At 37.8% G+C, this 20,250-nt stretch carries 21 protein-coding genes and 1 pseudogene; 19 read left to right on the top strand and 3 right to left on the bottom strand.

Annotation, left to right across the window (positions count from 1 at the left end):
* Positions 1 to 12 precede the first annotated feature (12 nt).
* The gene (locus HCJ55_RS05030; RefSeq protein ID WP_185517295.1) at positions 13 to 741 is read left to right on the top strand and encodes a C39 family peptidase; all 729 of its coding nucleotides are present in this window, start codon (positions 13 to 15) and stop codon (positions 739 to 741) included.
* 43 nt (positions 742 to 784) lie between these two features.
* On the opposite strand, the gene HCJ55_RS05025 is transcribed toward HCJ55_RS05030, so the two are convergent.
* Positions 785 to 997, bottom strand: coding sequence for an LPXTG cell wall anchor domain-containing protein (locus HCJ55_RS05025; protein WP_185502393.1), 213 nt, complete (start codon positions 995 to 997; stop codon positions 785 to 787).
* A 449-nt stretch (positions 998 to 1,446) separates the two neighbouring features.
* Between HCJ55_RS05025 and glmS the strand changes: the two genes are divergently transcribed.
* The 6 genes from glmS (at position 1,447) to HCJ55_RS04995 (ending at position 7,360) form a co-directional block, all read left to right on the top strand.
* Complete coding sequence (gene glmS / locus HCJ55_RS05020; RefSeq protein ID WP_008947147.1) at positions 1,447 to 3,252, top strand: glutamine--fructose-6-phosphate transaminase (isomerizing); 1,806 nt, start codon at positions 1,447 to 1,449, stop codon at positions 3,250 to 3,252.
* A gap of 113 nt (positions 3,253 to 3,365) precedes the next feature.
* Positions 3,366 to 4,103 (top strand): FAD synthetase RibC, encoded by a 738-nt coding sequence (gene ribC / locus HCJ55_RS05015; RefSeq protein ID WP_185506196.1) that lies wholly within the window; start codon positions 3,366 to 3,368, stop codon positions 4,101 to 4,103.
* An 86-nt stretch (positions 4,104 to 4,189) separates the two neighbouring features.
* Positions 4,190 to 4,669, top strand: a complete 480-nt coding sequence (locus tag HCJ55_RS05010; protein WP_185517294.1) for a DUF6530 family protein — start codon at positions 4,190 to 4,192, stop codon at positions 4,667 to 4,669.
* 13 nt (positions 4,670 to 4,682) lie between these two features.
* Entirely contained in the window at positions 4,683 to 5,021 is a 339-nt protein-coding gene (locus tag HCJ55_RS05005) for a GIY-YIG nuclease family protein (protein ID WP_185517292.1), read from the top strand.
* A 139-nt stretch (positions 5,022 to 5,160) separates the two neighbouring features.
* Positions 5,161 to 5,562 carry a DUF4064 domain-containing protein gene (locus HCJ55_RS05000; RefSeq protein WP_185517290.1) on the top strand — a complete coding sequence of 134 codons (402 nt, stop codon included), beginning with the start codon at positions 5,161 to 5,163 and terminating at the stop codon, positions 5,560 to 5,562.
* Between the two features lie 235 nt (positions 5,563 to 5,797).
* On the top strand, positions 5,798 to 7,360 hold the full coding sequence (locus tag HCJ55_RS04995) for an InlB B-repeat-containing protein (protein ID WP_185517288.1): 1,563 nt from the start codon (positions 5,798 to 5,800) through the stop codon (positions 7,358 to 7,360).
* A gap of 50 nt (positions 7,361 to 7,410) precedes the next feature.
* Here HCJ55_RS04995 and HCJ55_RS04990 read toward each other — a convergent pair whose 3' ends face one another.
* Complete coding sequence (locus tag HCJ55_RS04990) at positions 7,411 to 8,973, bottom strand: MucBP domain-containing protein (RefSeq protein ID WP_260451351.1); 1,563 nt, start codon at positions 8,971 to 8,973, stop codon at positions 7,411 to 7,413.
* A gap of 484 nt (positions 8,974 to 9,457) precedes the next feature.
* On the opposite strand from HCJ55_RS04990, the gene HCJ55_RS04985 reads away from it, so the two are divergent.
* Positions 9,458 to 11,158: a MucBP domain-containing protein gene (locus HCJ55_RS04985; RefSeq protein ID WP_185517286.1), complete on the top strand. Its 1,701-nt coding sequence runs from the start codon at positions 9,458 to 9,460 to the stop codon at positions 11,156 to 11,158.
* Between the two features lie 153 nt (positions 11,159 to 11,311).
* The gene (locus tag HCJ55_RS04980; RefSeq protein ID WP_185390864.1) at positions 11,312 to 11,821 is read left to right on the top strand and encodes a helix-turn-helix domain-containing protein; all 510 of its coding nucleotides are present in this window, start codon (positions 11,312 to 11,314) and stop codon (positions 11,819 to 11,821) included.
* Between the two features lie 103 nt (positions 11,822 to 11,924).
* Here HCJ55_RS04980 and HCJ55_RS04975 read toward each other — a convergent pair whose 3' ends face one another.
* The gene (locus HCJ55_RS04975) at positions 11,925 to 12,584 is read right to left on the bottom strand and encodes a Crp/Fnr family transcriptional regulator (RefSeq protein ID WP_185517284.1); all 660 of its coding nucleotides are present in this window, start codon (positions 12,582 to 12,584) and stop codon (positions 11,925 to 11,927) included.
* A 263-nt stretch (positions 12,585 to 12,847) separates the two neighbouring features.
* On the opposite strand from HCJ55_RS04975, the gene HCJ55_RS04970 reads away from it, so the two are divergent.
* From HCJ55_RS04970 to HCJ55_RS04930, 10 genes and pseudogenes are all read left to right on the top strand, one after another.
* Positions 12,848 to 13,225, top strand: a complete 378-nt coding sequence (locus HCJ55_RS04970; RefSeq protein WP_185517282.1) for a GntR family transcriptional regulator — start codon at positions 12,848 to 12,850, stop codon at positions 13,223 to 13,225.
* Positions 13,209 to 13,898 (top strand): ATP-binding cassette domain-containing protein, encoded by a 690-nt coding sequence (locus HCJ55_RS04965; protein ID WP_185517280.1) that lies wholly within the window; start codon positions 13,209 to 13,211, stop codon positions 13,896 to 13,898. The genes HCJ55_RS04970 and HCJ55_RS04965 overlap by 17 nt, the downstream gene beginning before the upstream one ends.
* Positions 13,895 to 14,599 carry an ABC transporter permease gene (locus HCJ55_RS04960; protein ID WP_185503853.1) on the top strand — a complete coding sequence of 235 codons (705 nt, stop codon included), beginning with the start codon at positions 13,895 to 13,897 and terminating at the stop codon, positions 14,597 to 14,599. Before HCJ55_RS04965 ends, HCJ55_RS04960 begins: the two co-directional genes overlap by 4 nt.
* A 150-nt stretch (positions 14,600 to 14,749) precedes the next feature.
* Positions 14,750 to 14,866 (top strand): annotated as a pseudogene (locus HCJ55_RS14020) (hypothetical protein); the annotation flags it as partial.
* Between the two features lie 22 nt (positions 14,867 to 14,888).
* Positions 14,889 to 15,392: a hypothetical protein gene (locus HCJ55_RS04955; RefSeq protein ID WP_185517278.1), complete on the top strand. Its 504-nt coding sequence runs from the start codon at positions 14,889 to 14,891 to the stop codon at positions 15,390 to 15,392.
* A gap of 213 nt (positions 15,393 to 15,605) precedes the next feature.
* Positions 15,606 to 16,427, top strand: a complete 822-nt coding sequence (locus tag HCJ55_RS04950) for an SGNH/GDSL hydrolase family protein (RefSeq protein ID WP_185517276.1) — start codon at positions 15,606 to 15,608, stop codon at positions 16,425 to 16,427.
* Entirely contained in the window at positions 16,399 to 17,304 is a 906-nt protein-coding gene (locus tag HCJ55_RS04945; protein WP_185517274.1) for an ABC transporter ATP-binding protein, read from the top strand. Before HCJ55_RS04950 ends, HCJ55_RS04945 begins: the two co-directional genes overlap by 29 nt.
* A complete protein-coding gene (locus HCJ55_RS04940; RefSeq protein ID WP_185517272.1) occupies positions 17,297 to 18,277 on the top strand; it encodes an ABC transporter permease in 981 nt (326 codons plus the stop codon). The genes HCJ55_RS04945 and HCJ55_RS04940 overlap by 8 nt, the downstream gene beginning before the upstream one ends.
* Before the next feature lie 126 nt (positions 18,278 to 18,403).
* Entirely contained in the window at positions 18,404 to 19,294 is an 891-nt protein-coding gene (locus HCJ55_RS04935; RefSeq protein WP_185517270.1) for a VOC family protein, read from the top strand.
* Positions 19,291 to 20,250, top strand: coding sequence for a ring-cleaving dioxygenase (locus tag HCJ55_RS04930; protein WP_185506204.1), 960 nt, complete (start codon positions 19,291 to 19,293; stop codon positions 20,248 to 20,250). The genes HCJ55_RS04935 and HCJ55_RS04930 overlap by 4 nt, the downstream gene beginning before the upstream one ends.

Genomic DNA, 20,250 nt, shown 5'->3' with positions numbered 1-20,250 from the left:
GTAGCATGTATCATGCGAATTTGGATAAAATCACTGCTTGTTATTACAGCGTGTATATTTAGTTTGACCCTTCTAAATACGAAATATACCTTTTATTCACCAAACGTCAAACTCGAAAGCGCCAAAGTAGTTTACAAACTAGACAATGAACCTTTTAATGTAAGATTAGACGTGCCCTTAGTGAATCAAATGGATACGCCGTCCCTTTTTAACGGCTGTGAAGTGGCTAGTCTAGCGATGCTCTTACAGTTCGCTGGCAAAAACGTAACAAAAAACGAGCTAGCAAATAATCTCCCAACCACGCCAATCGAACAAAACGGCTTACATGGTAACCCGGATAAAGCGTTCGTTGGGAGCATTAACGGCGATAGCCCAGGCCTTGGAGTGAATCATGCTCCAATTGCCAAACTAGCAGCAAAATACGTCAATGAAGCGCATGTCCATGATATTAGCGGCAACAGTATCCACGATATCATCACTGTACTCAGCACCGGTGCTCCAGTTTGGATTATCACAACGACCGATTATCATGCTCCAAAAAACTGGCAAACCGTGCAAACCAAAGAAGGTACAAAAAAAATCACGTATTCGATGCACAGTGTCGTGATTACTGGGTTTGATAAAAATAATTTTTACATTAACGATCCATACGGACATAAAAACCGCGCCGTAAAAAGAAGCGTCTTAGAAGAAGGCTGGTCAGCAATGGGCAAACAAGCCATTTACCTAAGTCGCCCATAAAAAAATCGTTTGAAAGCATAACAAATGCTCTCAAACGATTTTTTTATATTCTTTTCTTAATAAATAGTACTACAGCAAGCACTACAAGAAGTACTCCGATAACAACCGGCCATACTGAAAATGCATCTCCAGTAGAAGGAAGAAGTGAAGCATTACTTGTATTTTCAAATGCCTGAACCGTACTCATGCGGAAATAAATCAAGCCAAGTGAAATAATAACAGCAATACTAGCGACTATTTTTTTGGTAAAAACCATTCAGCTCGCTCCTTTTCATATCATATCTATATTATTAGGCATTTGCTATTTTTTGTCAATGTATAGACCAATTTTAATCAAACGGCTTTATATAATGCTTGACCTAGTATACATATTATTGTAAAATGAATTTGTTTCCTTGAAAAGTAATGAAGGAGGATCGTACAACTAAATAGAAGCGCCAGAACTGGTTGGGACGAAAATGCTTGAAGGTGAAATTCCTGAAAAGTAACGAATCAGTTGACGAGGAGGAGATTAATCGAAATTTCGGCGGGAGTCTCCCGGCTGTGCATGCAGTCGTTAAGTCTTACTTACAAATCATTTGGGCGACCAAGTGGACAGAGTAGTAATGAAACATGCTTTTTACCCCTCCAAGGAAACCAAAAAAATCGAGAGGGCTTGAAATTGGACAAGTCTGCCCTCAAGTTAATTATTGGAGGAATTTTATTATGTGTGGAATCGTAGGATATATTGGAACAAACAATGCAAAAGGCATTTTATTAGAAGGACTTGAAAAACTAGAATATCGTGGTTATGATTCAGCTGGAATCGCCCTACAAAACAGAGAACTAGTAACAGTTGTCAAAGAAAAAGGCCGGATTGCTGATCTTGCAAGCCTAGTACCAAGCGACGCATTCGGTACTACTGGAATCGGCCATACACGCTGGGCAACTCACGGCAAACCAAATCACGAAAACGCCCACCCGCATCAAAGTAAATCAGGTCGTTTTACGATTGTTCATAACGGCGTAATCGAAAACTATACGCTTTTAAAAGAAGAATACTTAAAAAATCATTCCTTTATTAGTGATACTGATACAGAAGTAATCGTGCAGCTTATCGAACTTTTTGCAGCAGAACTTTCTACTAAAGAAGCATTCAAAAAAGCACTATCATTACTTCACGGTTCATACGCAATCTGCTTAATTGACCAAACCGATACAGAAACACTTTATGCAGCAAAAAATAAAAGCCCATTACTAATCGGAAAAGGCGAAAACTTCAACGTAATCGCAAGTGACGCAATGGCTGTTCTGAAAGAAACGGACGAATTCGTGGAAATTATGGACAAAGAAATCGTTATCGTAACAAAAGATGGCTTCACTTTAGAAACATTAGAAGGCGAAGAAATTACACGCGCTAGTTACAAAGCAGAACTAGATGCATCTGATATCGAAAAAGGTACTTACCCGCACTATATGTTAAAAGAAATCGACGAACAACCAGCTGTAACACGTAAAATCATCCAAGCATACCAAAACGAAGCTGGCGAAATCAACGTCGACAAAACAATCATTGACGAAATCCTATCTTCTGACCGCATTCATATCGTTGCTTGCGGAACGAGCTATCATGCCGGTTTAGTCGGAAAAAATTTAATCGAAAAAATGGCTAAAATTCCGGTAGAAGTACATGTTTCCAGTGAATTTGGTTATAATTTACCATTAATGTCTAAAAAGCCGCTATTCATTTTCATCACTCAAAGTGGCGAAACAGCCGATAGCCGCCAATGTCTTGTGAAAGTGAAAGAACTTGGTTACCGCACATTAACATTAACAAACGTACCAGGCTCGACACTTGACCGTGAAGCGGATCATTCGATGTATTTATACGCAGGCCCAGAAATCGCTGTTGCATCTACAAAAGCCTATACAGCCCAAATTTCTGTCTTGGCGGTACTCGCGGTTTCGCTTGGTCGTGAACTTGGCGACGAAGAAGCGCTTAAAATTAATTTAGCCGCTGAATTAGGTATTGTGGCAACTGCAATGGAAGCAATGGTTTCTAGCAAAGAAGTTATCGAGCACATTGCCGGTGAATATTTAGCAACTTCTCGTAACGCTTTCTTCTTAGGTAGAAATATCGATTATTTCGTAGCAATGGAAGCCGCTCTTAAACTAAAAGAAATCTCTTATATCCAAGCAGAAGGTTTTGCAAGTGGGGAATTAAAACATGGAACAATCGCGCTAATTGAAGACGGTACACCAGTTTTAACTCTTATCACGCAAGAATCAATCAACTGGAATATTCGCGGAAATGTCAACGAAGTATTAGCACGAGGAGCTAAAACATGTGTATTCGCAATGGAAAACGTCGCTCAACCAGGTGACCGTTTCGTCATTCCACAAGTACATCCGTTATTAACTCCACTAGCAAGTGTCATCCCGTGCCAACTACTGGCTTATTACGCAGCACTTCACCGTGACTGTGACGTCGACAAACCAAGAAACTTAGCAAAAAGCGTAACAGTAGAATAAATTTTTTCAAGACCTTTTCGAAACTAGAAAAGGTCTTTTTTTACGCAATCAATAAATTTGCACGCGCCCCTTGTTATGCTTTAAACTTAAAGAGGAATGGGGGAAATCAGCCAATGGAAGTATCACACGTAACGCTCGAACCAAATAAAGATAGTCGTCCCGCAGTTTTAACAATCGGTAAATTTGACGGAGTGCATCTCGGTCATCAAACCATTTTAAATACAGCCTTATCCATCAAAAAGGAACACGAAATACTAACGGCCATCAGTTTCAGCCCGCATCCACTTTGGGCTTTAAAACAAATCGAAATATATCGCGAAATGCTCACGCCAAGAATGGAAAAAGAACGCTGGCTCGCACATTATGGCGTAGACCATTTAATCGAAACAGCTTTCACGCCAAGATATGCCGAAACAACGCCAGAAGAATTTGTCACTGATCATTTGACCAATCTACATTTATCGCATATCGTCGTTGGCTCTGAATTCAATTTCGGAAAAGGGCGCGATTCGGATGTAGACTTACTCCGGGACCTTTGCAAGCCCTATGGCATTGGTGTCACATCTGTCCCAGTAATTGAAACAAACCAAACAAAAATCAGTTCTACCAACATCCGAGCGTTCATTCGGCGCGGCCATTTTATAGAAGCAGAACAACTCCTCGGACATCCGTGGTACATTACCGGAAAAGTAGAAAATGGCGAAATGATAGGCTTAGATGATTACGTTCTCCCGGCAACTGGCACATATCAAACAGATGCAGGACTCGTAAAAGTAACCAATAACCGTACCATCCAAGTCGATTTACCAGATGGCTTACAACAGTTACATATGAAAAACGAACTTTCCTAACAATAAGGAAAGTTTTTTCTTTACATTTTATAAATTTAGTAATATACTAATTTAGTAAATTACTAAAAATTAAAAGGAGAAATCTCATGAAGATTCCAACTACCTTAAAACATAAACCAGTAATTGTTGTCGAAAATTACGAAGAAGTAGACGGCAAGAATGCTTATCACTCTGATGCAAAGGGACTTTCACTTGGACTAGCACAGTGGAATGACCGAGGCAAAGTAGACATTTCAGCCAAAGTTTGGCGTCACACTGGCGATAAATGGTCGCGCCAATCCGAAGAACTACCGTTGCATCGCGTACTGGACTTGGCCATTTTAATCGCACGAACCAAAGTCCATTTCAAAGATGCTTACCGTTTACCTCATTTTTATGACAAAGAAAATCCAACGCTCGATCGTATCGGTTTGCAAGGAGATGCACTAACTATCACGGTTTGTGAAGACAACGAATATATCGATGAAGACATCCAATTATTCGAACAAGCTTTAAAAAACGACGACGAACTTCTCAGTGAACGCCTCAAAACACTCAGCAAACTTTTACAAGAAGCAGGCTATTAAGGACGTGAAATAAATGAATAAAGACAACCGAAAAGAACTGATTCGCGCATACAAAGAAAAAGCCCCCGACGCCGGCGTATACCGTTTCATCAGCAAAGAAAGCGGAAAATACCTAATTGATAACACAATGGATTTAAAAGGAATAGCAAACAAACTAGCATTCGGAGTGAAAATCGGCGCTGGAAATATGCTTCCACCAGAAATGGCGAAAGAAGCTAAACAATACGGAATTGAAACCATCACCTTTGAAATTCTCGAAAAAGTAGATGTTAAACCTGAAATGACCAAGGATGATATCAAAGAAGAAAATGATGTGCTACTAAGCTTATGGCTAGAACGAGAAGACCTTTAGGATTAAGGGTCTTCTTTTTTATAAATTAAAATTGTATATTAAAAAGTTTATTTGGATAAAAAGTCACGAAATATCTATATTTTCCCGGTATAATTAATGTTATAATGTTAATTGACTATAAAAAGGGAGGGTTTTAAACATGAATCCAAGAAAATCAGAATTTGTTTTAAGTTTAATCGCTGGGATTACAGGTATTATTGCGGGTATTACTGGAATCGCAGGTGGAGGTCTTCTTGCTGCTTTATCTGGAAACGAAGAGCTATCCAACGCAGCTTCAATGACTACTGCTGATAGTGAGACGCTTGCTGCTGTAGGTGGCTTAACAGTATTTTTCTCAGTGATTGCTTTAGTAATTGGTATCGCTTTGATTGTTTTTGCAGTATTAATCAAACGTAATGCTAAAGTATTCGGTATCTTGACACTTATAGCTGGTGTTGTAGGTTTCTTCTTAGTTGGACTACTTTGGATTGTTCCAGGTATTCTTGCAATTATCGCAGGTATTATGTGCCTAGCGAGAAAAGTACCAGCTTCTTTAAACTAATTTTATGGATAGGCTGTAACAAGATGAGCAATCATTTTGTTATAGCTTATTTTTTTTTGAATAAAATTATTTAAAAATGCATTTTTACAACATTGTTCACATTCTATTCATATTTCAAATGGATTGTGAGTGATTTAATCCTGAATTAGTACTATATCAATATATTTTGATAGTATAATATTAGAAGTAGAGTCCACGCATAATGAATTTACTTTTAGGAGGAATAAACAATTTAATGAAAAAAATGATAACGATACTATTGCTTGTTTCATCTGCCTTTATAATTAGTGTGATTAGTTCACCAAACCAAGCATTTGCAGATACCACTGACATTTTACAAGCTCCAAAGCCAATCAATGAGATTTTTCCTGATGAAGGCGTGGCTCAATTAGTTGCTAGAGAGACTGGAAAAAGTACAACTAGTGGAGTTTCGCAGGCCGATTTGGATGGAATCACGAAGCTGAACGATGCTATTCAAAGTAGTAGAACGGTGCCGATGATTTATTCTTTGGAAGGTGTAGAATATCTTCATAATCTGAGAGAACTGGCTATTCCAAACCATTCTGTCAGTGATATTTCCGCATTAGAAGGATTAGTAGAGTTGCGAGGGATAGGCATTAGTAATAGTAATGTAAGTGATTTATCGCCACTTAGTAAGTCGAAAAAAATATCATTTATCGATGTGAGTGGTAACAATATTAGTGATATAAGTGTATTCAGCTCATTCTCAAAAATAAATCAAGTAATTCTAAGTGAGAATAACATAAGTGATATAAGCGTTTTAAAAGATTTCCCAGCAGATCAATTTGTTTATATTTACTTGGACAATAATAAAATTAAAGATATTAGCCCGCTTTCAGGTAAATCTTTTCATCAATTGACACTTAATAATAACGAAATTAGTGATATTAGTCCGTTAAATACAATGACTCTATCTGCAGATTATGAATTCACGGATAACTTTTATATTGATATTAGTAGCAATCACATTAGCGATATCAGTTCTTTAAAAAATGCTAATCTCAGCAAATTAAATTATTTTTATGCAGAGGAGCAGAACATTACGAACCAAGTCAAAGCTTTTGCCGCCGATTTAACATTTGAAAATAGTGTGAAAAATATCGAAGGGGTAGCTATAACACCTGAAATAATTAGTAATAACGGTAGCTACTCCGGTTCTATGCTAAATTGGCAACTTCCTAACTTTGTAGCGAATGTAGATTATTCATTTTCTGAGACAATCCAAATTGGCCAAACTACAGGAGTGTTTAGCGGGAAAGTCACGCAACCACTAGTTGATGGATTTACCGTGACATTTGATAATGAAGGTTCTATTTCTACAGAATCCTACAAAAGCGACGTAATCATTTCTGAGCCAGCCGAACCATCCAAAGAAGGATTCACTTTTGACGGGTGGTACGATGCGCAAACAGGTGGAAAGAAATGGGATTTTGCGACTGACAAAATGCCGGCAAATGATATTACGTTATATGCCCAGTTTACTGAAACAAAAACAGAACCTGCAAACCCAGTAGTTCCAGTTGAATCAGAAGAATCGACAGACTTAGAGGATTCAGAAGAATCAGCGGATCCGGATGTTACTGAAGTTGATCCTGAAAATTCTTCAAAACTAGAAAAAGGAACAAAAAATAAAACAACCGAAGCATCAGAAAAGGTACCAGAAAAAATAGCAACAAGCGAATTGCCAAAAACGGGAGATAGTTCACCGTACTTGATTTTATTAGGATTTGTTCTTGTTGGAGCAGCCGTTTTCGCTTGGAAGAAAAAACAAGCATAATCATATAAAAGAAAAACCGACAAAATTATTTGTCGGTTTTTTAGTCGTTATTATTTAGAAGTTTTTCTCCAAACAATTAATGCGGAAGTGAAAACTAGTAGGCCTGTAGCTATTGGTTTTACAGGGTTATTGTCACCAGTGTTCGGTAACTTTCCTGCAGTTGTAGTTCCGTTTTCAGTCTTATTTTTAACTTCATTTTGAGTAGGGGGCGTGACTGTTGTTTCTAGGTTACTTGTTTTCTTGTAAACAAAGATGACTTTTTCCGGTGTTTCTCCAAAAGTTCCATTGGTGTTAGTTGGAGTTGCTTCCAATTGATAGCCAGGGATACTTTTCGGTTTTACATTGTAAGCATTTCCGACGGTACCAGTTAATGTCGAAGGGGTACTAATTACTTTATTGTTAGAGTCGACATATTGTACCTCAAGGATAGCTGATCTTTTGGAATTTCTATTTTTCGTATAAACATAATTAACGGTTTGCTCTTCTAATGTATAAAGGCCATTCGCATTTGCTGGTGTTTTTGTGAGTGTATAGCCAGGGATTTTCTTCGGCTTGGAAGTATATTTAGCGTCTAATAATCCTGTTAATGTATCAGCTGGCGCAATGTTTTCGCCGTTAGTACCCTTATAATTTACGGTGATATTCCCACCAATTGGCGGTTGTTCAACGATAATTGGAACGCGCACTTTCGCGAAGGTATTGGAATTGGTCGATAAGGTGCTTTTGATAATAATGAAACCTTCTCCGGGCGTTTTTGCGATACCGTTAGAGAGAATAGAAGAACCATCATCAACGTACATAAATTCATGTGTATCAAAAAGTGCTTTTCCAGAAGCTAAACCAAGCTGGGATTTGTCTGGTGTTAATTGATTAAAGTCGGTTTTATACGGCACAGTAATAGGTTCGCCGTTATAAACTAATTGATCTTGGCCTTGTCTGTAATCATAATGTTCTAGCATATTGCCACCATTATTAAAGTCATCGAGGTAACCAGGGGGAATATCCGTCGTAATTTGATTTCCACTCATGATCACAGCTAATGGTTTCAAATCAAGAGGTGGCCAGTAGTTACTAGCCCAGTTAATCTTGAAAATCTCAGAAGGAAGCGAGATTATTTTATTATCTCTAATGTTTAGGCTAGTTAAACTGGAAGATAATTGAGTAATGTTATCAGGGATTTCCTTAATAGAATTATTTTCTAACTGCAATGAATCTATAGCTGGCAGTTGAAAAACAACCGTAGGAAACTCATGTAAATTATTGGAAGATAAATTTAATACTTCTAATTTCTTTAATTGACCTACGCTATCAGGAACCTCGCTCACCGTCCCAAGAATGACCGTCAGATTCTTTAAATTCTTAAAATCTGAAATATTTTCGGGAATAAAGGAAGCACCTTCTGGACTTAGCATCGTAACTGTTTCTATGTCGGCTAATGTAATATCTTCGCGATTTTTATTTAGTCGTTGTTCAGTGGCTGCAATAAACGGTTCATTGTAATCTAATTCTTCTTCTAACCAAGACACTGAATCCGCATTTGCTTTTGAAAAAAGAAAAGGGATTAGAGTGGCAAGTATCATCAAACAAATTAAAAGGAGAATAATTTTTCTCAAGTTGTGGCACATCCTGTCTGTAATTTGTAAATTTGTCAATTATTGGTTAATTATATTACTTTTTCATTTTTAGTAAGTACTAAAAAAAGACTTTAAAATCGGGTTCGTTTGGAAAAGTGTGTCTAAAAATTGTCGGTTTTTCAAAATTATATAAATAGGCATGGGTGTTTAGGAATGAGAAATGACTAAGATTTAAAGTTATTTTTTATCAGAGGGGATTTATTTAAGATTAAATTAAAATGGCTGTATATAACGGCTCTATGAGTGATTTTCATTTATTTTGATAGGGATAAATTTTAAAAAAATAAGTTGTTTTTGATGTGAAAATAATATTTTTAACCAAATAAGTAGCTATTTTTATGGTGGATAATTTTCACTAAATGTTCACAAAGAGCTTTTTTTTACTGCCGTGCAAGGAATTTTACTAAAAAAAGATAGAGTATAATTTTAGTAGTAATCAAAGTAAACAGGAGGTTAGACATTAATGAAAAAAGCTATTACTTTTCTTTCAACGATAGCGATATCTTTCAGTATTTTTAGCGTCAATCCACTTTTGGGGTCAGCGCTTGAAAAGGAAACTGCGCCAACAGAAACAAAACAACAAGTGAATTCAACGAACGTGGCTACGGATATAGTGACTGCTCAAGATTTGGGAGGGCAGACTTGGTTAATTAATGAAGTGAATAAACAGCTCGCACCAAAAACAGTTGGGGTAGATTTAACGTTTGGGGACTTGGCGAAAATTACTAGAATTACGCTTACTGGACGAGGGCTTACAGGGGAAATACCACCTGAAATTAAAAATCTCGTTTCATTAGAATCTTTACTTTTATACAGTAATAATTTAACCGGGACGATTCCGGCTGAACTTGGGGAATTAACTAAGCTGAAGGAACTTCGATTAGATTATAATGATTTAACTGGAACAATTCCTGATGGTCTTGGAAATATTTCGTCGATTGCTTTACAGAGCAACCGGCTAGTTGGCCAAATTCCTTTAAGCTTATACGAAAATCGAACAGGGAAAAATGAAGTGAATGTTTCGGGTAATCAAGTGACCATTAATAGTAGGGAGCCGGAGCCAAGTATTTATTCCTATTCAACTTTTGTTTATCCAGCTAGTACGCCGGAATATAACGGTCATTTGAAAGCAACGAACAGCTATTTTACTAACCTAACAAGTGATACATTACTTACACCTTTTCTACCCGGTAGCCCCACATTTATCGATTTACATGCAGAGTTTATGTTTGAAAGGGAACTTTTTGAAGGGCACGAGGTAACGATTACGGACGACGCATCTGGAAAACTGCTTTATGAGGGCGAGTTAACTTCGGACATTAGCATTTCTTTAAAGAGTTTAAGTTCTGGCTCCCATAATATTCGTGTTGTACTGGATAATGCACCAAACAATCCGCAAAACCAAGTAACTTTTGGTGTCGACATTCCAAGTACGATAGCAGGAGATTTAACAGTTAATTACGTGGACGAAGCTGGAAAAACCATCCATGAATCACAGACAGTTAGTGGATTTGTAGGCGACGATTATGATGTAACAACCGACGAATACCAATTGGCAATTGATGAGTATGAATTAGATGCTTCTAAATTACCAGTGGATGTAATTGGCACATTGGACTACGCGCCACTTTCTGTTACGTATGTGTATGAAAAAATGGAAGGCGCACCAGTCACGGTGAAATATGTAGATGAAAATGGGGACGAAATAACTACTTCTGAAAACTTAACTGGTAAATTAGGTAGCTCTTATCAAACCGAAGCCAAAGAAATTGCAGGGTTTACATTAGATGAGAGCAAATTGCCGACCAATGCGAGTGGGGAATTTGAAGCGAGTACGCAAACTGTCACATATGTGTATAAAGTCATTCCTGAGACACCAACCGCTCCAACTACACCAACTACTCCATCAGATCAAGTCATACCAATAGAACCAACGACACCAACCACACCAAAAGCACAAGACGAACAAAAGGTAACAGAGAAATCAGCAAGCTTAAAAATAACGCCCACACAAAGTGAAACATCCACATTAGCAGGTAAATTAAAACTACCAACTACTGGGGATAATCTTTGGGATAGCTTGTTGTATAGTGTATTTGGTTTAATAGCAGTATGTGTCGCATTCAGTTTATTCTTCAGGCGTAAAAAACAAAATCATAGCTGAAATATATAAGAACTAGGCTGTCTATTTTAGAAGAGTGATGTGCCAAACAGCATATCATGGGTATAAATTTGAATGTTAATATGCGTTGCTTGTAGCAATGGACGGGTTCTCATACAATAGTGATAACAACTGAAAGAAAGGCGGTTATCTCTAATGTTAAACGAAAATATTAAAGCAATCAGAAAATCAAAAGGACTTTCGCAAGAAGAAATTGCCATCAAACTGAATGTGGTGCGACAAACAATCTCTAAATGGGAGCAAGGATTGTCAGTTCCTGATTCCGATATGTTAATCTCCATATCGGAAGTGCTTGAAACACCAGTAAGCACTTTGCTTGGAGAAACTGTTATGGTTTCAAAGGTTGATGACCTAAAAGCAATCTCCGAAAAACTGGAGATTATAAACATACAGCTCGCACAAAGAAAGACCGCTAGACGAAAAATGCTTTATTGGCTATTTATCTCGATGTGTACCGTTATAGCAATAATTTCAGCGGTCTTTATAATACTAAATAGTCCTTACCTAGGGTGGGATTATAGTGACCCTGAAACTAGCGTTATTGGAGTAGCTTTTCATACATTTGAATGGTTGTTTGTCAGATTAGCACCGATTATCCTTATAGGAGGAGTCGTTGGGATTTTTTTAATGCGGAAGAACGTATAAAAACGTACTATCTTTGATGCTTTGAAGAAGAAAATTTTAAATTGGTATAAAAAAGTAATTGAAACTAATGGAAATGATTTAAGTTATTAAATTAAGATAAATCTCATATATCCAAAGAGTCCTTATCAATCCGGTAAGGGCTTTTTTTGTTGACCAAAAATTCTTCTTCTACAAGTTCGGTTAGTAAATTGGATATGTTTGGCTGCGTCGTGCGGCAATATCTGGCAAGGACTGACTGATTGATAAAGTTTGGTAACATGATTTCATTTTTTACCTCATCTTCAGTGCCCATCTCGGCTGCAAGATTTTCCAAAGCCATATAAATCCGTTCTTTCGGCGTTTTGGCAATCATTCCAAGAAGTGCGTAGTGGCGCGCGAAAACATCCGCAGTACTCGTCAAAAGAAAATCATTCACATCAGGTTTTACAGACAATATATTGAGTAAAAAGTCAGCATCAATTTTATAAAGCACGAGCCGTTCACTCATGACCGTAATACTATGCTTTTTTTTCGGATAGGAAGAGAATGCATCAATTCCTAAAATATTATATGGAAGAACAAATATCGAAATATAGTTCGTTTTTCTCAAATTATCCTCTAATTCGACTGCAGCATAACCCTCTAATACGAAAAAGATATGTTTTGCCTTTTCTTCCTCAAAAATTATTTTTTCATTCATTGTATAGGTTTGCTTTTTTACATGTTTATAGTAATCCGGAAATTCTTTTAAATAGCCAAGTACGGTATCAAGTTTTTCTGGCATTCGTGTCACTCCTTTTCGGATGTATTTATCCTTTTAGTATACGCTATTTATTTTGAAAAAGAATTTTGAACAGTTTGTGACGTTCGATAGAATAGCGCCTTGTATACATTTCTAAGAAGAAAATATTTTTTTTACGAAACGAAAAGGCTTTTTTCATATATTAAATGTATAAATCACGCGAAAATCCTTTGATATAGTACATTCATAGCCAGTGTGACCCAGGTGGTACGGTGATACGGACAGACAGGCGAAAGGAGGAAATTATGAAGTTTGATGATAGTAAACCCATTTATAAGCAAATCGTTCATTATATTCATACAGAAATTGTTACAGGAACATACGAGGCTGGTGACAAGCTACTATCTGTTAGAGAACTAGCAACAAAGTTAGAAGTAAATCCGACAACCATCCAGCGAGCTTATGCAGAACTGGAAGAAACGGAAATTATTTTCACCGTTCGAGGTACTGGTAAATATTTGACAGAAGATAAGAGGAGAATGGAGCAATTGGAAAATGACATCGCAAAACAACTTACCGAAAATTTTATTAGTGAAATGAGTAAATTAGGAATTAATAAAGAAAAAATCATCGCTTGGGTGAAAAAAGTAGAGGAGGTAAAAGTAAATGTTAGTAGGGAATAATATCGCTAAATCCTATCCAAATAAATTAGTCTTACAAAATGTGGACTTCGAAGCAAAGCCAGGCGACATGATCGTACTCACTGGTGAAAATGGCAGCGGGAAAACGACCTTGCTAGATATGTTAGCAAGCTTGAAGAAACCGGATAGTGGCACATTGGAATTAGACAATGAACTATTTACTACCAATGATATCCGCCAGCAAATCGCTTATTTAAATAATGAACTTTACGCGAAAAAAAGTATTACTATAGAAAATTTTATGAAACAACATGCTTTGCTTTTTGAAGATATGGAGTTAGATAAGTGGGATAGATTACTTGCTGGATGGCGAATTAACAAACGACTAAAACTTGGCGAACTATCAACAGGTATGTTAATGAAAGTGAAAATTGGTAGTGTTTTAGCAAGAAAAGCCAAATTGTATCTTTATGATGAACCATTTGCGAGTATCGATATTATGGCTCGTTCAGAAGTAATGAAAGCTATTATTAGCGAAACAAATCCAGATGCTATCACGATTATTTCTTCCCACCATTTAGAAGGAACCGAAAAATTATATAGCAAACTTTGGTTAATTAAAGACCATACACTGCAAACAATCGAGACAGAAGCTTATCGCGAACAAACAGGTAACTCACTAATCGATTTCTATAAGGAGGAAATGAACAAATGAAAAAAATGATCACTTTTTATTTAAAACAAATTAGTCCGATTCTTTTGATTGGACTAGCCATTATCTGGGGACTGAATTTAGTAGGTTTAACAATGAACTTAATGGAAGGGCCAGATTTACTCTTTAGAGCTATTCGCGGAACGACCGTGATGAGTGTACTTCTAATTCTAATCACCACTTGGAAAATAACCAAACTAGATACATCGAAAGAAAACTTAACACTTGCATCCCTTTCTGGGTTTTCAGAAATGAAGAAGTTTTTTGGAAAACTATTCGCCGCTTATTTAGCAGCTATTACGGTTATTTTAGTTCAAAGTGTTTTTATTTGGTATTACGGGTTTGAAACAGGACGCATGGAAGCTGGCGATGCACTATCTTTTGCTTCTGGAACGTTGATGATGTTCTTATTTATCGCCATGTTTGTTTGCTATTTTGTTATCCCAGTGGGCTGGTTAAAAGATCATGTGAAAGCTAGTTATGTTCAAAAAGCAGCCGTAATCTTATTGATGTTCGGAATTTTAATCGTGAATTTGCTTGCTGAATATTATTTGCATATTTATAACAGTGCTGGAATTATTTCGATTTTACCAAGTGGTCACTTTGAAATTTCACTGTTATCCATTATTTGGAACGCAATATTATGTTCTATTATTGCCGGAAGTTACATTTATATGAAATCCAAAAAAATGGACACTATTTGAAAATATTGGAAAAAGTGGTCGCGGAAAGTCCATTTTATTAAACATAATTAGTTGACTTGATACGGACTATTCAGGAGAGGTTTGTATACCGGAGAAGATTTACAAGATATTGATTTAGATTTGTATCATATCAGTTTCATTTTTCGATAGGAGTTTCGGAATTTATTAGTCGCACTTGGCACATCCACTGAGATTATCACCATTCTACTAGCTTTTGGGCTGGAAAATGGCTTTACACAAAGTTTAACCAAAATTTTTGGAATCACTTAACAGAAAAGAGGAATTTAACATGAAAAAACCACTAAAAATCAGCTTAATCGTCGTAGGAATCGCCGTAGTCATATTTGTAGGAGTGATGTTATCCTATCGTTTTATTAAATCAATGGATGTTATTGAAAATGCCGAAATAAATCAATCAGCAACAGGGAACCATGTATTACTTGCAACTCAAGGTAGTAAGTTCAAAGACAGTGTAATGGACCAAGTGAAAAAAGACATGGAAGGCAAAAACGTGCATGTTTCCATTATCGATACAACAAAATTAGACAAAGTAAAAGCAGCTGATTATGACAAAGTAGTGCTATTCACTACAGTGCAGTCCAATGATATCCCAGAAAACGTATCCGCTTTTATGAATGCTAATAAAAATAAAAGTATCCATATTGCGGTAACCGCAGATTCTGGCCGTTGGGATGATAAACCAAATGATATTGATGCAATTTCCGAAGCATCGAAAGCAGAAAATAAACAAGATTTCGTGGACGATTTAACAAAAGCAATTTTGATGGAATAAGACTTGCAGGGAAATCCATTCTTTTAGTCGTGTTTCATAAGAAGCTTGTTGAGAATTACAAGAGAATAATGGATAATTTTAACTCCCGCTAAATCACTAAGTTGATTTAGTGGGTTTTATTTGGAGTTGAAATGTGAGGAATGAAGGAGTCTCCTTTTAAAATATGCTATACTTAGTGAAATATAAACCTCATGAAACGGTAGGTGGTTGTCAGTGAAAAAAAGTAAGACGGTTCAAATTCTGTTAGGCTTTTCCCTTATTGCGTTAATTTTGAGCGTGGTTGGTGTGGCATCGATTTGGTATGGGCAGAAAAATCATCAAACGAATAATGCGAAAACCACCGCCAAAAAAGAGACAACTGTAACGAAAAAACAAGATACTTTTAAAATAACGGCGCTTGGTGATTCGCTTACATATGGTGTTGGTGATACAGAAGGCGGCGGGTATGTCCGAGTGGTGGAGAATTTCTACAAACAAAAAGAGAAGAATGTCGAGAATGTCAATCTTGCTATTAGCGGGGCGAAATCAGGACAACTTCTCAAACAATTAGACCAAAAAGAAGTGCAAAATCAAATAAAATCAGCCGATGTAATCTTGATGACGATTGGTGGCAATGATTTGTTCCGTGGTGGGGAAGCGCTGGATGATTTTAAAAGCGATGCGATTAAACAAGCCGAAGCAAGTTATACAAGCAATCTAAAACAAATTTATCAAACGATACGAAAGTTAAATCCATCCGCGCCAGTTTTTCATATTGGGCTGTATAATCCGTTTATGTCGTTAGAAAATGCGAGCGAAATGTCGGCAGTTGCGAATGAGTGGAATTTGCAAAGTCAAAATCTATCGCAAAACGAGAAAAATATTATTTACGTCCCAACCTTTGATTTATTTCAGCAAAATGGGGCTGCCTATTTAGCCAGTGATAAATTCCATCCAAATCATGCTGGATACCAATTTATCGGCAATCGCGTGACCGAAGTTATTCAGACGGGAGGGGGAAAAGGCAATGACGGAGCGAGCACTTCAAGTAACTAATCTGCATAAAAAAATTCGTAAACGAGAAATTATTAAAGGGATCTCTTTTGAAGTAATGCCCGGAGAAGTTTTTGGCTTTCTTGGACCGAATGGAGCTGGGAAAACGACGACGATTCGAATGATTGTCGGCTTAATCAAACCAACGTCTGGAACGATTTTGATTGGTGGCAAAGATATTCGTAAAAATTTCACCGAAGCGATGCGGGGTCTTGGTTCTATCGTTGAAAATCCGGAATTTTATAGCTTTTTAACAGGACAAGAAAATTTGGCGTATTTTGCCCGAATGGATTCTTCGATTAAAAAAGAACGTATTCAAGAAGTAACCGAACTAGTTGGGCTAGAAAAGCGGATAAATGACAGAGTTTCTACTTATTCACTTGGTATGCGCCAACGTTTAGGAATTGCTCAGGCATTACTTTCGAATCCGAAATTATTAATTCTTGATGAACCAACAAACGGTCTCGATCCATCTGGAATTCACGAAATGCGCGACTTTATCCGTGCTCTGGCTAGAAATGAAGGTATAAGTGTGCTCGTGTCTTCTCATTTATTAAGTGAAATTGAACTTTTATGTGATCGGGTGGCGATTATGACGGACGGGACGATTATTAAAACCGACCAAGTTGCGCACTTGCTCAGTTCTCGTGCGCAATTACGCTGGCGGGTGACTCCAATAGAACAAGCCAAAGCCTTTTTGGAAAGTGTGACCGAAGTGGAAGTGGACGGCGAATACGTTGTGACAGCTATAGATGAGCGTAGTGCGGAATGGAACAAACAGCTCGTTGCAAAAGGTGTCAAAGTCCATGAAATCGACAAGCGAAAACCATCCCTTGAAGATCTATTCCTTGAGTTAACGGGAGGTCAGTCTATTGATTAATTTAGTGTATAATGAGCAATTAAAACTTTGGCGTAAAAAGCGGCTCATCGTTATTTTAGCGTTGGTGGCAATTATCGTAGCGATTTTCACGTATGCGCAATTCAGACAGCATCAAGAAGACGAAAAGCAAGCTGGGACAAGCGATTGGCATGTACAGACTCAGCAACAAATCGTCGACCTTGAAAATCGACTTGGCACAGGTCGGTTACCCGAAGAATATCAAAAATATTTCAAAGTGCTTGTCGGGCAACTACAATATTATTTAGATAATGACATCAACCCAAATGCACCCGGAGCACCAACTTTCCTAAAAACCTTTGTCGAAAATGGCATTAGTTTATTGTTTCCACTTTTTATCATGGTTATAGCAGCCGACTTAATCAGTGCTGAAACAAGCGCGGGAACGATGAAGTTCTTGCTGACAAGGCCTGTGAAGCGATGGCGGATTTTGACGAGTAAGTATGTTTCAATGTTGCTCTCGATTTCCGCGATTATGGTGTTATCCGCCGTTATTGCCTATTTGATTTCTGGGATTGTCTTTGGCTACGGTGGCTGGGACGCGCCAGTTCTCACCGGGTTTGGCATGAAAGATGGTGCCGTAACAACAACAGACGTGTACCAACTACCAGTTTGGCAATTACTGCTCATGGAATTTGGCCTTGCGTGGTTTGTCAGTGTCGTGGTCGGCGTGTTAACGATGTTTGTATCCGTACTCGTCCGCTCCACAGCCGCCGTAATGGGAATTATGCTCGCCTCACTTATTACCGGAACGATTCTAACCAACCTCGTCAGCTCTTGGCCGAGTGCGAAATATTTATTTATGGTCAATTTACAACTAACAAATTATTTAAACGGCTCCAGCCCACCAGTCGAAGGAATGACATTAAGTTTCTCAATGCTCGTCTTAACCGCGTGGATGCTAGTCGCATTCGTTTTATCTTATATTATTTTCACCAAAAGAGATGTCTATTAAAGAGCGCTTACCGGCGCTCTTTTTTGCGTTCAATAAAAGTTACTTACTTTTTGTGAGCATAAAACTTTCCTTTTGAATAGTTTAGTTATAAACTATAGTTAGTAATCAAAAAGGAGGTACAAACAAATGATTAAAGGAATTCATCACGTATCCGCGCTAACAAAATCTTTCAGCGAAAATCATCATTTTTATTCAGAAATATTAGGGCTACGGCTCGTGAAAAATACAGTGAACCAAGATAATATCCATATGCGCCACCTGTTTTACGGTGATTACATCGGTTCACCCGGGACTTTGCTGACCTTTTTCGAAGTACCACGCATCGGCTCAAGCTACGACGAACGCGCCTTTTTCGGCAATATCACCCTAGGCATACCAACAGACACAAGCCCTTACTGGGAAAAAAGGCTAAACGATTTTGCGATTTCTTTTCAAAAAGACGGCCAGACTTTAACCTTACAAGATCCCGACACAATGGGCATCATCCTAACGGAAATACCAGCTACCAATTCTAACCCAACCATTCACACCGATATCCCGGCTGAAAAACAACTTGTTCGGATTATCGGCGCTGATTATCACGTGCCAGACCCGGCCGCGACCAGCCAGTTTTTCACGAATCTTTTTGGGTTAGAAAGTCAGAATGGGGTATTAGTAGATAGGGACGAGATGAGTTTTGCGAAACTGCATGTGACCACATCAAACAAAAAATCCCGCACAGGACGCGGAACCATTGATCATATTGCTTATACTTTAGAAACGAAAGAAGCCGTCGATGAACTGCACGATTTAGCCGTTCGAAACGATTTAAAAATAGAAGAATTTGTTGACCGTGAGTATTTTAAAAGTTTATATATTCGTGAGCCAGGTGGACTGAGGATTGAATTCGCAAGTGCTGGCCCCGGTTTTACTATTGACGAACCACTCGAAACAATGGGTGACAAACTAGCCTTACCAAGCTTTTTAGAAGAAAAAAGAACAGAAATTGAAACTTATTTTGGAGGAGATTTATCATGATTAAAGATTTAAAAGGAATTCACCACGTAACTGCAATGACAAGTAGCGCCGAGAAAAATTACGCATTTTTCACAGAAGTTTTAGGAATGCGTTTAGTGAAAAAAACCGTTAACCAAGACGATATTCATACGTATCATTTGTTTTTCGCGGATGACAAAGGTTCTGCGGGAACAGATATGACATTTTTCGATTTTCCAAATTTACCAAAAGGGCGCCACGGAACAGACAGTATTTCACGTGTAGCTTTCCGTGTACCTAGTGATGCGGCGTTGGAATATTGGCTTGATCGTTTTGAACAATTAGAAGTTCCGCACGGCGAAATCAAAACTTTATTCGGTAAAAAATATCTAACATTCCAAGATTTTGATGACCAACAATTACAACTGATTTCCGACGAAAATAACGAAGGCGTAGCTGCGGGAACGCCGTGGAAAAACGGTCCAGTTCCAGAAAAATATGCGATTTACGGCTTAGGACCAGTCTTTTTAACCGTTGTTTCTTTGAAAAATATGGAGGCGATTTTGCAAACCATTTTTGGCTTTAGAAAAGTGACCGAAGAAGATGGACTTCATTTATTCGAGGTTGGTGAAGGTGGAAACGGGGCGCAAGTGATTGTCGAAGAGCGTACGGACATTCCTGCTGCGATGCAAGGTTACGGCGGCGTGCACCATGTGGCTTTCCGAGTAGAAGACCACGAGGAGTTACAAAAATGGATTGATCGCATGAATACAATCGAAGCGCCCAATTCTGGCTATGTAAATCGCTTCTACTTTGAATCTTTATACGTGCCTGTTTCGGAACGAATTTTGTTTGAATTTGCGACAGATGGTCCGGGCTTTGCGAGCGACGAACCATATGAAACACTCGGTGAAAAATTAGCTTTACCACCATTTTTAGAACCAAAACGCGCGGAAATTGAAAAAATGGTACGCCCAATTAATACGAAACGGAGCTGA

Source organism: Listeria marthii, assembly GCF_014227425.1.
GTDB classification, from domain to species: Bacteria; Bacillota; Bacilli; order Lactobacillales; family Listeriaceae; genus Listeria; species Listeria marthii.
The sequence above is the reverse complement of the archived record's forward strand: the minus strand, read 5'-3'. Positions and strand labels throughout refer to the sequence as shown.